Raw genomic sequence first — 12,777 nt, 5'->3', positions numbered from 1 at the left:
TAGCGAAGGGGAAACGCCCGGTCCCATTCCGAACCCGGAAGCTAAGCCCTTCAGCGCCGATGGTACTGCACTCGACAGGGTGTGGGAGAGTAGGACACCGCCGAACACACTGTAAGAGAAGCCCCCCCAACCAGTCATGGTTGGGGGGCTTTCTCATACCCAAAACACACCCCGACCGCGAGCGAACGGTACCTCCGTCGCCTCAGATCGACCCAACGCACCGTTCACACCACCAGGGGCAGGGTACTGCCGGCACCGTCACGGCCGGCGCACCACCCCCGACGTCGAGCGAACGGTACATCCGTCGCCTCAGATCGACCGAACGTACCGTTCACACGATCAGGGCAGGGCAAAGGCAGCGCAAAGGCAGACGGGGTGAGGAAGATGCCGGCGCCGAAGCACGTAGCGACTTATTAGCCAAGGTACAGATTGTGAACCCCCTCATAAGTTCGAAGTACTCTCCGATTTTGTGCCTTTGTCCCTAGCACTTTGGCCTAGGCTGAGTGACATGGTGGGGTTGAGCAGCTCGAGGGTGTCGCATTTGCGACTCGTTCCGACGGAACCGGAAGAACTGCAAAGGTTTGTTCAAGAAGTTGGCGGAGAGCGTGGGGGCTTTCCGTTTGCGCGCTCGTTGCGTTCGCAGCGGCGCTCGGTTCCAGCGCAGTACGCGATACGTATCAGTGTCGACAATGTTTCCACTCAGATCTGGCGACGAATTCTCGTCACTTCAGATCTGAATCTGGATGACCTGCATTCCGTGGTCCAACAAGCAATGGGGTGGAGTGACCTCCATTCGCACGCCTGGTCCAAGTCCGGGAGGAGATTTCCGGGTGAGGTCGAAGAGTATGTGGCGTCCGGAAGCAACGCAGAACAGCGCCGCCCCGGTCGAGTGGCGGTCGTGGAGTCCGCGGTACGCCTGGACGAGGTCATGGTCTTGCCAGGTGATGAGCTCAGCTATCGCTATGGGCGTTACGGGAATTGGCGCCACACACTGACTCTCGAATCTTCGGACCGACTGCCCGACGGTTTTCAAGTTGTGTGCGCCGCGGGTCGCGGCGCATGTCCTCCGGAAGAATGCGTCGGGCCTGACGAGTACGAGCAGCTCCTCGGTGTCCTCGCTTCGGAGAAGCTGCGCTCCCACGAGTGGACCCTCGAATGGCCGCAAACTGAATTCGAGCCGACACGATTCGAGATCGCCGAGGTCAACGGTCGCCTGTCCGACAGGCGTACATCTCGACCGGACGAGATCGTTGCGCCGTACGACGTTGCAAAGCTCGTCGAATGCCTGGAACCCGCGCGAGTCCCGGAATTGCACGCGGTTCTGGACCGAGCCGGCATCGAAGATCGGTCGGCAGTCGGAAAGCTGATCCACCTCGAAGCCGGCCACCGCCTTCAGGCGGTCCTGACGCTGATCGGTGTCGAAGGGATCGAGGCGGATGATTTCTTCACGACCGTCGACGCGATGCTCGACGAACCTGAACTGGGACCTGTCAATCTCCCCAAAGGGCGATCACTCTTCGCGGTACTCAAGAGGTTTGGCCTGGTGCGAAAGCACAAAGGGCAGATTGTTCTGACGAAGCGGGGACAGTCAGCTCAGCGGGACGCGTCGATGATGTGGTCGGTAATCGTCGAAGGGGTTCCGGTTGCGCCGGGTGGCTCGCAGCGGGCGGTGGAGCTCCTTGCACTCCTCGCAGTTGCGGCTGGCATGTCGCCGTCAGATCGTCATCGCTTCGTCTCGCGAGCGCTCGAGCCGATTCGCGCGTCGAGCATCCTGATGTCTGGAGCTCAGACCTCCAAACGTGACACATCGGGGAGCACTGTAGAGGTGCTTGGTTTGATCGGGGCTACGGGCTACGAGCTGGGGAAGTTCGGCACCAAAGCGGACTCGTCCTGGGCTCCCTATCTCGCGAGGGCGATTCTGCAGCGTTAGCTCGAGCACGGACCCAGACAACTGAAACGGGGTTCGATCCGGAAATGCCGGATCGAACCCCGTTTCGCGTACCGATAGAGATCAGATGTTGACGCCGTAGTCGCGGGCGATACCGGCGAGTCCGGATGCGTATCCCTGTCCGACTGCGCGGAACTTCCACTCGCCGTTGTGGCGGTAGAGCTCACCGAAAAGCATGGCGGTCTCGGTGGAAGCGTCTTCCGAGAGGTCGTAGCGTGCCAGCTCGGAGCCATTCGACAGATCTACGACGCGGATGTAGGCGTTGGTGACCTGCCCGAAGGACTGGAGCCGGGCGTCCGCGTCGTGAATCGAGACGGGGAAGAAGATGTTGGTGACGTTGGGCGGTACAGCCGGGAGGTCGACGTTGATGACCTCGTCGTCGCCGTCACCTTCACCGGTGAGGTTGTCGCCGGTGTGCTCGATGGATCCGTCGGGCGAGCGAAGGTTGTTGTAGAAGACGAAGTGCAGGTCGGAAAGCACCTTGCGTTCCGGGCCGGTGACCAACGCGCTGGCGTCGAGGTCGAAGTCGGCACCACTGGTACTGCGTGCATCCCAGCCGAGACCGACTGCGACCTTGGTGAGGTTGGGTGCGGCCTTCGACAGAGATACGTTGCCGCCCTTGGCAAGTGTGACGCCCATTCAGGTTCCTCTCGTTCGAACGAAGTGAATTTCTTCGTTCGGGAGTTCTGTGTTGTCCGTTCTCGACTCACATTACCGTGAGCGGGTAGGTGCGGTTCGACCGAATAGCTATCTCACTCGAACAGCGCGCGAAGATCCTCGGCGTCGAGTCCGGTGCCGAGCGTCCCTTCGGCGTCCATGACATTCGAGAACAATGCCGACTTTTTCGCTTTGAGTGCCATGACCTTCTCTTCGATCGTGTCTTTGGCAATGAGACGGTAGACCATGACGTTTCGCGTCTGCCCGATGCGGTGAGTGCGATCGACCGCTTGTGCTTCGGCGGCTGGGTTCCACCAGGGATCGAGGATGAAGCAGTAGTCGGCCTCGGTGAGATTGAGACCGAAGCCACCAGCCTTGAGGCTGATCAGAAAGACGGGCATTGCGCCAGACTTGAACTCCTCCAGGACTTCACCGCGATTGCGCGTCGAACCGTCGAGGTAGCTGTAGGGGATGCTCTCTGCGTCGAGTCGGGCGCGCACCGAACCGAGGAATCCGGTGAACTGACTGAAGATCAACGCACGGTGCCCGCCGGCGATGACGTCGTCCAATTGCTCGACGAGAGCGTCGACCTTGGCCGACGGGACGGGTCCGTTTTCCTCGTCGACCAGCGAGACGTCGAGGCTGAGTTGGCGTAGCAGCGTCAGCGATTGCAGGATCGTGAATCGGTTCTTGTCGACGTCGTCCAGCAATCCGAGAATCTTCTGCCGTTCGCGTTGTAGGTGAGTGTCGTAGATTGCACGATGACTCGGATGCAACTCGATCTCGAGTATCTGCTCCTGCTTCGGCGGCAAGTCTGCGGCCACCTGTTCCTTGGTGCGCCGAACCATCAGCGGTTTGACGCGCCGTCGAAGTTGCGCCAATCGCTCTGTGTCGCCTCCCTTTTCGATGGGGTTGCGGTAGAGGTCGGTGAAGGTGGTGGGACTGGGGAACAGTCCGGGTGCAGTGATCGCGAGGAGCGACCACAACTCCATGAGATTGTTCTCCATGGGAGTTCCGGTGATCGCGAGTTTGAAAGGTGCGTCCACCGCTCGCGCGCACCGGTGGACTTTGGACTTGTGGTTCTTGGCGAATTGGGCTTCGTCGAGTACCAGTCCGGACCAGAGGACTGCGGAATACGCCTCGTTGTCGAGGCGAAAGAGTGCGTACGACGTCACGACGATGTCTGCCCCGTCGACGAGTGTTGCCAGGTCGGTTCTTCTGCGCCGCAGAGTATCCGTGATGACAGCGGCGTGGAGGGTTGGTGCGAACTTGGCCACCTCGGATTTCCAATTGGAGACCACGCTGGTGGGAGCAACGATCAGAAAGGGCGGCGCCGCTGGATTCGATTGCCGTGCAGCGCAGATCATTGCGAGGGTTTGCAGGGTTTTGCCCAGGCCCATGTCGTCGGCGAGTATGCCGCCCAAGCTGTGCTGCCGGAGGAAGTTGAGCCAGCGGAAACCGTCGACCTGATAGGGACGCAGTGTTGCCGTCAAGGTGTCGGGGACTTCGACGGGATCGATCCCGGAACTGTCGAGCAATCCTGCGATCTGCTTCTTCCATGCTGCTGCTTGATGTTCGACTCTTCCCAGTGTGGTCAATTCATCCCACAGCCCGGCTTGAAACTTGCTGATCGCAAGTTTGCCGGTTGGGCGATCGAGCAGTGACCGCGCTTCGGTGATGAGTCGGTGTAGACCGAGAAGGTCAGGTGCGTCGAGTCGGAAGAAGGCGCCGTCCGGTAGCAGGATGTGGGTCTCACCCTTGCTCAGAGCGGAGAACAGTGTTGTGAACGGAACACTTTGTCCCGCAACGTCGACGGTGACATCGAGGTCGAACCAGTCGGATCCGCTGTTCCCGTCGGGGGCTGACGTGCTGAGACCGATTACGACAGCGTCGTCTGCAGAACGATAGTCGGCCGGCGTGCCCGCGACGGTGAGGTCGACGGCGGCGTTCGCGTCGAGTTGGGGGAGGAGGTCGAGTGTGAACTGCATGGAATCGAGACCGGTCAGCGTTCCCGCGAGAGTGGCCTTCGCCCCGGCCGCACCGAGGCTCTTGGCGATGGCATCTTCGGCCACGTGATTGCGGACCTCGGACTCGTCGGTGGATGTATCCGCGGTAGAAATGATCAGTTCGTCGGCATCGACGGTGTACTTCCATGCCGATTCGATGTCGATGCGATGGTTGTCCTCGTATGTGGCGACCAGTTGTAGCCGAGGACCGGACACAGTCGGTGGGTTGTAGGTGCCGTCGGAAGATGTGACGGGAGCGAGGTTTCCGAGTTTGAACACGAACCGTGAAGTGAACGCATCCCGATGCTCGGCGGGTATGTCGACTGACTTTCCGGAGTCGATCAACTGCCTCAGTTGGTGGGTTACCGGCGTGTGTAGTGGTGCGAGCGTGATCGCGTTGGCGTCGTCGAGCGTGAAGACGCCATGTGCCGGCGTGCCGACGAGTCCCCAGTCGGAATGAGTGACGATGTGCCCACCGGCCTGAATTCGGGGCGTGAGACGGAGGTTGTCGTCTTCTGCTCCGTGGACGTCGAGGCAGATGTTGGCATCGTCGAGTAGGGAGACGTTGCCGAGGCAGGCCTTCGAGTGAACGAGTGAAACACCCAGGCTGATCGCCTCACGAAGCAGCGACCAGAGTTGCGGGCTCGTGAACCCGGCAAGATCGATTTCCGCGGCATTCTGATTGCGGTAGTAATTGCCGGCGCTGTGCAGGAGATGTATGTCGCGTAGAACCCGGAGGTGATCCGCAGGGAACTGAAAGGTGCTTCCGAGTTTGTTCCAGGCGAGTCCGCCGGAGATCCACCCTCTCGCTCCTGGTTGCACTGGTTTGACGAGGAGCCGTGTCGATGTGCCCTTGGTTCGGGTGCTGAATTGAATGCCGAGTCCGCGAGTGGCACCGAGATCGGGGTCGGGTCGGAGCAACTGCTCGAGCGCGCCGTCCCACCCGTGTTGTTGTGGCGTCGTGTTCGCCTCGGCCACTGCTGCGAGTACCAACGCAGCCACGTGTTTACAGTTCATCCGCACGGGACACGTGCAGAGGCCGCGTGCGAAAGTTGCGGTACCAGTCGCGCTGCGGGTTACCGAAATCGTGCAGGTGTACGGCTCTCGTGCAGTTCCCGACACAGCGCCGGTCAAGGTGTCAGCGGTGTCGTTCCATCCGATGGATTCGACTGCATTCTGCCGCAGGTAGGCAAGACCGCGTTCGTAGGTGGTTGTGCCCACGACAGCGCGAATTCGGTCGAGGTCGAGGGCCCTGACTGAATCCGGTTGCACGGGGCCAGCCTAGTAGCGGTGACCGACAGATCTCTTCGTGGTCATTTGTCCAAGAAAGTCCGAACTGCACGGTATGTTCACGGAAAACATCTTTGACGGTTTGGGAGTTTCATGAGGACTGAGCGGCGTGCGTGGATCCGATCTGCGCGCACAGGTGCGGTGTGTGTGGCCGTTTGTGCACTTTCTTTGCAGTTGGGCGGACTGTCGACGGCAGCGCCGAGTTCCGGGAGCGCGGGAAGCTCGGGAAGTCTGGGCAGCGTCGAGGGCAGCGTGAGTTCGGGGTCGACGATCCCGGGACCACTTCAGGAGGATCCGGGCCCCAAACCGGACCTGCGCGACGACATCGTCGTCCCGGCCATCGTCGGTGAGAAAGTGACCGCACCGCAAGCGGTCAGGCTGACGGTGGCGTCGCCTGCACTTCGACGCGAGGTCGGCGTCGAGATTTTGCTACCCGCTGACAATTCGGTTCCGCGCCCGGCGCTGTACATGCTCGAGGGTGTCGATGCCGGTGAGAAGAGCAGCGGATGGATGACGATCGGCGGCGCTCCGGCGTTCTTCGCCGACAAGAACGTCAACGTCGTGATGCTCAACGGTGGAATCGCGAGCCTGTACTCGGACTGGGAGAATCCGGATCCGCGGCTGGGACTGCACAAGTGGGAAACCTTCATCACCGAAGAGTTGCCACCGCTGATCGACGCACGACTCAAGACCAACGGAATCAACGCGATTGCCGGCAATTCCATGGGCGCAATGGGCGCAATGATGCTCGCCCAACGCTTTCCGGACATGTACCGCGGCGTTGCCGTGTTCAGCGGCTGTTATTCCACGATGGATCCGCTCGGCCGAACTGCCGTCCAGGCCACGATTTCTTCGCGAAGCGGAGATCCGGCCAACATCTGGGGTGTGCCAGGAGGCCCCGAGTGGGAGGCACACGATTCGTTGATCAACGCAGAGAAGCTGCGTGGCAAGGAGATCTACGTGTCGACGGCCAATGGTCGTCCCGGATCCGACGAGACTCTGCAGACTCCGGAACTACTCGAGCGTCTGGTGATCGGCGGCGGCATCGAGGTTGCTGCGCACGCCTGTACCAAGATGTTCGACGCGCGGTTGCAGGAGCTGAAGATTCCGGCCCAGGTCGATTACGAGCCGAACGGCACACACGCGTGGGCATATTGGCGTGAACGACTACCCAAGGCGTGGCCGACTTTGTCCCGGGCGTTGGGCGTCTGACGGTTCGGCAACAGTTTGTGCAGTTCCGGGTGAAAAGCAACGTCCCCGCACCGTATTGCTCAGGTGCGGGGACGCTGCTGTTGTCAGCGAGGGTTACGCGTCGACAAGTTCCTCGGCGAAGGGATCACCGTTGCGGGGAGCGTCGAAGCGCTCCTTGTCGAGGATGCCCTCACGCTTTGCGACGATGACCGGAACCAGAGCCTGGCCGGTGACGTTGACTGCGGTACGGCCCATGTCGACGATCGGTTCGACTGCGAGGAGCAGTCCGACGCCGGCAAGGGGAAGACCCAGGGTGGAGAGGGTGAGTGTGAGCATGACTGTCGCACCGGTGGTTCCGGCCGTTGCTGCCGAGCCGATGACCGAGACGACGACGATCAGCAGGTAGTCGGTGAAGGTCAGCGGGACGTCGTAGAAGCCGGCGACGAAGATTGCCGCGATCGCGGGATAGATTGCAGCGCAACCGTCCATCTTGGTGGTGGCACCGAGCGGAACGGCGAATGAGGCGTACTCACGCGGAACACCGAGGTTGCGTTCGGTGACGCGTTCGGTCAGCGGCAGAGTGCCGATCGACGAGCGCGAGACGAAGCCGAGTTGAGTTGCAGGCCAGACACCGGAGAAGAAGCTTCGGACCGAGAGGCCGTGCGCGGCAATCAGGATGGGGTAGACCACGAAGAAGACGATGGCCAGACCGATGTAGATGGCGGCGGTGAATACGCCCAGCGAGCCGATTGCATCCCAGCCGTAGGTGGCGACAGCGTTGGCGATCAGTGCGGCCGTACCGATCGGGGCAAGGCGAATGATCCACCACAGGACCTTCTGGACGATCGCGAGCAGTGACGCGTTGAACTCGAGGAACGGAGCAGCCTTGGGGCCGATCTTCAGCGCCGCGATACCGATTGCGCCGGCGATGACGAGCAGCTGCAGGACGTTGAAGCTCAGGGATGTGGTTGCTACTCCCTCTGCGACGGAAGTCTTTGCGCCCAGCCCCAGGAAGTTGTTCGGAACCAGTCCGGTGATGAACGCCCACCACGAACCCGAACTCTTGGGTTCCTTCGCAGCGTCGGCGGCGACGTCGGTCCGCGAACCAGGATCGGTGATCAGGCCGACGATGATGCCGATGATCACGGCGATGAAAGCGGTGATGGCGAACCAGAGCAAGGTCTGCACGGCCAGGCGAGCTGCATTGGCGACCTGGCGGAGGTTGGCGATCGAGCTGACGATGGCGGTGAACACCAGCGGGATCACCGCAACGGTGAGCAGCTTGACGTAACTAGAACCGATGGTCTGTACGGTGCCGACCAACCAGTTGACGTTGCCGTCGGCTGCGTCAGGCATTGCCCGGGCGACGAGACCGATGATGACACCGAGTACGAGACCCGCGACGATCTGCGGTCCGAATGCCGTCGCCCAGGACGGAAAACGGGACGTGGACTTTTCCGGCACGCCGGTGGAGGTGGAGCTGGGCATGACTATGCCTTTCGAAAATCATGGGAGCGAAACGCAGCGCGGCACCAGAGGCCGGGCAGATTCGAAGAAATGTTTCCTGGTACGCGTCAGGTCAGAGCGAGCGCGGACACATTGCGCTCGCCTGCAGGCGAAGGTCGACGTAACGCCGACTGGTCAGGAACAACACTGTCCACACACTACTCGCAGCTTCAACTACTCGATCCCGAGGGTGGCCGCGGGAGTTCGCTTCGTGTTCGTCGGGCGTGCCCCGATCAGTCACTGTTGGTCGGTTGACTAGTCTCGACGATCAGTAGGTGCCGCACCGGCGCCTACGCGTCGGCAAGCGGAAGCGAGAGACCGATGAGCGTTCGGAATGCCGAGTACCCGCGTCCGAAGCATTTCCTGGTGCACCTCAGTGACACGCATCTGGTGGCTCAGGGGGAGTTGTACGACGCCGTGGATGCGTCGACGAGATTGCGCGAAGTGCTCAGCGGGATCGTGGCCTCGGGCGCACGCCCGGACGCACTGATATTCACTGGCGACCTGACCGACCAGGGGCACCCCGACGCATACGCGGAACTGAAAGCCATCGTGGAACCTGTGGCGGCCGAGATCGATGCGCAGGTCGTCTGGGCGATGGGCAACCACGACGACCGCCCTACGTTCAGATCGTTGCTGTTGGGCGAGGACGCCACCGATCATCCCGTCGACAACGTCTACGACCTTGACGGACTGCGGGTGATCACCCTGGATTCGTCGGTTCCCGGTCATCACTACGGTGAGATCACGGATCGTCAATTGGATTGGCTACGAGCAGAATTGGCGGTGTCGGCGCCCGACGGAACAATTCTGGCGCTGCATCATCCGCCGGTTCCGTGCATTCAGGATCTCGCCGTTCTGGTGGAGTTGCGCGATCAGTCCCGGTTGGCAGACGTATTGCGTGGCAGCGACGTCCGAGCGATTCTTGCCGGGCACCTGCACTATTCGACGACGGCGACGTTTGCCGGCATTCCGGTGTCCGTGGCGTCGTCGACGTGTTACACCCAGGACTTGAACGTGGAAGTCGGTGGGCAGCGTGGTCGTGACGGGGCTCAGGGGTGCAACCTGGTGCACGTGTACGACGAGACAATTGTTCATTCGGTCGTTCCACTCGGTGCGCACGTGACGGTCGGTGAGCCCGTCGACGCGGCCGAGGGTGCCCGCAGGCTCGGCGTTGCCGGTATTCGAATCCGCGAGAGCGAAAAGGCAGGCCGCTCGATCGTCTGAGGTGGCAGGCGGTTTCCGGCACCCCCGCGCAGTTCTGGGCGATTGCCGGGCGGTCGCGTACTCACTACCGTCGAGGTAGGTGCAGAGCTCCAGCAACAAGGACCGGCTAGCTGGACGGCAACCCTTCATGCCGATGGGGTGCCCCGGAATCACACCTGGCGACACGCGCGGTGCGTGTCGCAAGCGGCAGTCGCCACGAGAACCGTCAGCCAGGTGCTGACGGTTTCTGCGGTCGGCACTGTGCGCTCCCGAGTAGTTCTCGAACAGGAGTATGCGCCGATGACCTCCACCCCTTCTCGTCTTGCTCCGCTGCATCTCGCCGTAGCGCTGGACGGTGCCGGTTGGCACCCTGCAGCCTGGCGAGAGCCACACTCGCGTCCGAGTGAACTGTTCAGCGCGTCGTATTGGACCGACGTGGTGACGACCGCCGAGCGCGGTCTGCTCGATTTCGTCACCATCGAGGACAGTCTCTCGGTGCCGGCCAACCCACTCGAACCCGTCGACGACGCGGTTGATCGGGTACGTGCTCGGCTCGATGCGCATCTCGTGGCCGCCCGCCTCGCACCGATCACGAGCAACATCGGCTTGATCCCGACCATCACCACCATTCACACCGAGCCGTTCCACGTGTCCAAAGCCGTTGCCACGCTGGATTACACCTCGCGTGGTCGCGCCGGGTGGCAGGTGAAGGTGTCGGTGTCGGAACCCGAGGCAGCACAGTTCGGGCGTCGCGACATCCCGGCCCTCACCGATGCCGACCGTCAGTCGATCGTTTCCGGCGTCCTCCCGGACTTCGTGCGCGACCTGTTCGACGAAGCTGCGGAGGCAGCTGACGTCGTCCGGAGACTCTGGGACAGTTGGGAGGACGACGCCGAGATCCGCGATGTCGAGCAGCGTCGATTCATCGACCGGGACAAGCTGCACTACATCGACTTCGAAGGAAAGTACCTCTCGGTTCGTGGACCGTCGGTGACTCCGCGCCCGCCGCAGGGCCATCCCGTCGTCACCGCATTGGCTCATCAGCGGGTCGCATACGAGCTGGCGGCGCGGACGGCCGACCTGGTGTTCGTGACGCCGTTCGACGACGAGCAGGTCACGGCGATCCTGGGTGAAGTGCGAGCAGCCGAGGAACACGTGCAGCGCACCGGCGAAGCGCTTCGGGTCTTCACCGACATTGTCGTCTTCTTCGATACGACCGAAGAGACAGGGAAGGAACGACTCGCTCGCCTCGACGCGCAGGCCGGCGCCGAATACCGTTCGGACGCAATGGCCTTCACCGGCTCCGCTGCTGAGTTGGCGGATCTCCTGCTCCGGTGGCAGCAGTTGGGAATCGGCGGCTTCCGGTTGCGGCCGGGTGTCGTCGTGGACGACCTCGACGCGATCGCAGGTGAGCTGGTGCCTGAATTGCAGCGGCGCAGCGCATTCCGTACCGAGTATCCGCAGACGAATCTTCGCGGACTGCTTGGTCTACCCATCGACGTTCCCAACCGCTACGCCGCCGGTACTCCGGCCGCCTGACAGACGAGGAATACATTTTCATGAGTTCTCAGAAGCGTAAGCAGGTCATCCTCGGCGCCTACCTCGGCGGCGTCAACCATCACACTGCATGGTGGGATCCGCAGGCGGGCAGCCAGATCGAGTTCGATTCCTTCGAACACACCGCTCGAACCGCCGAGCGTGGGAAGTTCGACTTCTTCTTCCTCGCCGAAGGTCTCGCCCTTCGTGAACGCGCGGGACAGATATTCGATCAGGACATCATCGGTAGGCCGGACACCTTCACCGTCCTTGCATCGTTGGCGGCAGTAACCGAACACCTCGGCTTGGCCGGCACCATCAACGCCACGTTCAACGAGCCGTACGAACTGGCCCGCCAATTCGCGACGCTCGACCAGTTGTCCGGTGGCCGCGCCGCCTGGAACGTCGTCACCTCGTTCGATGCGTTCACCGGCCAGAACTTTCGCCGCGGCGGATACCTGGATCGTGCGCAACGATACGAGCGTGCGGAGGAGACCGTAGCGCTGGTGCGTGAACTGTGGGATTCGTGGCGCAGTGACGATATCGTGGCCGACAAAGCATCAGGGCGCTTTCTCGCGCGACCGGATGCCGGTGAATTCGCTTTTCATGGATCACATTTCGATGTGAACGGCCGATTCACAGTGCCGCGTAGCCCGCAAGGGCGCCCGGTTATTCTGCAGGCCGGGGTGTCGCCGCAAGGGCGCGATTTTGCTGCTGGTAATGCCGACGCGATCTTCTCACCGTACGGTCAGTTGCCCGAGGCGGCCGACTTCTATCGCGATATCAAAGCACGTGCCGTCGCGGCCGGACGCGACCCGGGTGACATCAAGATCCTGCCGTCGGCGAGTTTTGTTCTCGGCACCTCGGAGGCAGATGCGATCGAGAAGTACCGCGATATTCGCGACCAGCAGGTCACAGGTCAAACGGCCCTGGTGTTGCTCGAGCAGATCTGGAATCTCGATCTGTCGAAGTACGACCCCGAAGGGCCGCTACCCGATATCGCTCCGGACCCCGAAGCTCCGCCGATCATCGAGGGGCGCGCCTTTATTCACCAGGATCGTTTCGCGACCGTGGCAAAACTGCGCGCGGTCGCGGAGAGCAAGAAGTTGAATTTGCGCGAGGTGGTGATCGATCAGTTCGAGCGTGGACCGATCGTGGGTACACCGCAGCAGGTTGCCGAGAAAATCGATTCGTTTGTCGGCAACGACGGTTCGGACGGATTCATCCTCGGCTCGCACCTCGTACCGACGGGACTCGACGAGTTCGTCGACGACGTGGTGCCGTTGCTGCAGGATCGAGGTGTTCTCCGCAGCGACTACGAAGGAACGACGTTGCGTGACAACCTCGGTCTGCCCATTCCGGTGCAGCGGGAGCATGTGACAGCACGCTGATCGACCGCAGTGGCGAGGGCCCAGCCGAAATCGGCTGGACCCTCGC

Annotated in this window: 8 protein-coding genes, 1 rRNA gene and 1 riboswitch; of the genes, 6 read left to right on the top strand and 3 right to left on the bottom strand. The window is 61.8% G+C overall.

What is annotated here, in order from left to right; genetic code table 11:
* Positions 1-106 (top strand): 5S ribosomal RNA (gene rrf, locus G8767_RS30570); the annotation flags it as partial.
* Positions 107-508: 402 nt separating this feature from the next.
* On the top strand, positions 509-1,930 hold the full coding sequence (locus G8767_RS30565; RefSeq protein WP_206029943.1) for a plasmid pRiA4b ORF-3 family protein: 1,422 nt from the start codon (positions 509-511) through the stop codon (positions 1,928-1,930).
* Between the two features lie 81 nt (positions 1,931-2,011).
* Here G8767_RS30565 and G8767_RS30560 read toward each other — a convergent pair whose 3' ends face one another.
* Positions 2,012-2,587: a TerD family protein gene (locus G8767_RS30560; protein ID WP_003940660.1), complete on the bottom strand. Its 576-nt coding sequence runs from the start codon at positions 2,585-2,587 to the stop codon at positions 2,012-2,014.
* A gap of 113 nt (positions 2,588-2,700) precedes the next feature.
* Positions 2,701-5,883 (bottom strand): DEAD/DEAH box helicase, encoded by a 3,183-nt coding sequence (locus G8767_RS30555; protein WP_166813619.1) that lies wholly within the window; start codon positions 5,881-5,883, stop codon positions 2,701-2,703.
* Positions 5,884-5,994: 111 nt separating this feature from the next.
* Here G8767_RS30555 and G8767_RS30550 point away from each other — a divergent pair, with 111 nt between their 5' ends.
* On the top strand, positions 5,995-7,113 hold the full coding sequence (locus tag G8767_RS30550; RefSeq protein ID WP_095971612.1) for an alpha/beta hydrolase family protein: 1,119 nt from the start codon (positions 5,995-5,997) through the stop codon (positions 7,111-7,113).
* Positions 7,114-7,206: 93 nt separating this feature from the next.
* Here G8767_RS30550 and G8767_RS30545 read toward each other — a convergent pair whose 3' ends face one another.
* On the bottom strand, positions 7,207-8,580 hold the full coding sequence (locus G8767_RS30545; RefSeq protein ID WP_095971492.1) for a dicarboxylate/amino acid:cation symporter: 1,374 nt from the start codon (positions 8,578-8,580) through the stop codon (positions 7,207-7,209).
* Between the two features lie 339 nt (positions 8,581-8,919).
* Here G8767_RS30545 and G8767_RS30540 point away from each other — a divergent pair, with 339 nt between their 5' ends.
* The 3 genes from G8767_RS30540 (at position 8,920) to G8767_RS30530 (ending at position 12,731) form a co-directional block, all read left to right on the top strand.
* Positions 8,920-9,825, top strand: a complete 906-nt coding sequence (locus G8767_RS30540) for a phosphodiesterase (RefSeq protein WP_166813617.1) — start codon at positions 8,920-8,922, stop codon at positions 9,823-9,825.
* A 78-nt stretch (positions 9,826-9,903) separates the two neighbouring features.
* A riboswitch (SAM riboswitch) is annotated at positions 9,904-10,017 on the top strand.
* Entirely contained in the window at positions 10,000-11,343 is a 1,344-nt protein-coding gene (locus G8767_RS30535) for an LLM class flavin-dependent oxidoreductase (protein ID WP_166813615.1), read from the top strand. It overlaps the preceding riboswitch by 18 nt.
* 20 nt (positions 11,344-11,363) lie before the next feature.
* Positions 11,364-12,731 (top strand): NtaA/DmoA family FMN-dependent monooxygenase, encoded by a 1,368-nt coding sequence (locus G8767_RS30530; RefSeq protein ID WP_095971495.1) that lies wholly within the window; start codon positions 11,364-11,366, stop codon positions 12,729-12,731.
* The last annotated feature ends 46 nt before the right edge of the window (positions 12,732-12,777 follow it).

This window comes from Rhodococcus sp. IC4_135, assembly GCF_011602025.1.
In the GTDB taxonomy this organism is placed as follows: domain Bacteria; phylum Actinomycetota; class Actinomycetes; order Mycobacteriales; family Mycobacteriaceae; genus Rhodococcus_F; species Rhodococcus_F baikonurensis.
This window is presented reverse-complemented; position numbering and strand designations above follow the sequence as displayed.

Excerpts from the sequence above, each read along its gene's own strand:
- G8767_RS30545 (WP_095971492.1), bottom strand. The coding sequence starts at position 8,580 with ATGCCCAGCTCCACCTCCACCGGCGTGCCGGAAAAGTCCACGTCCCGT.
- G8767_RS30530 (WP_095971495.1), top strand. The coding sequence starts at position 11,364 with ATGAGTTCTCAGAAGCGTAAGCAGGTCATCCTCGGCGCCTACCTCGGC.
- G8767_RS30565 (WP_206029943.1), top strand. The coding sequence starts at position 509 with ATGGTGGGGTTGAGCAGCTCGAGGGTGTCGCATTTGCGACTCGTTCCG.
- G8767_RS30540 (WP_166813617.1), top strand. The coding sequence starts at position 8,920 with ATGAGCGTTCGGAATGCCGAGTACCCGCGTCCGAAGCATTTCCTGGTG.
- G8767_RS30560 (WP_003940660.1), bottom strand. The coding sequence starts at position 2,587 with ATGGGCGTCACACTTGCCAAGGGCGGCAACGTATCTCTGTCGAAGGCC.
- G8767_RS30550 (WP_095971612.1), top strand. The coding sequence starts at position 5,995 with ATGAGGACTGAGCGGCGTGCGTGGATCCGATCTGCGCGCACAGGTGCG.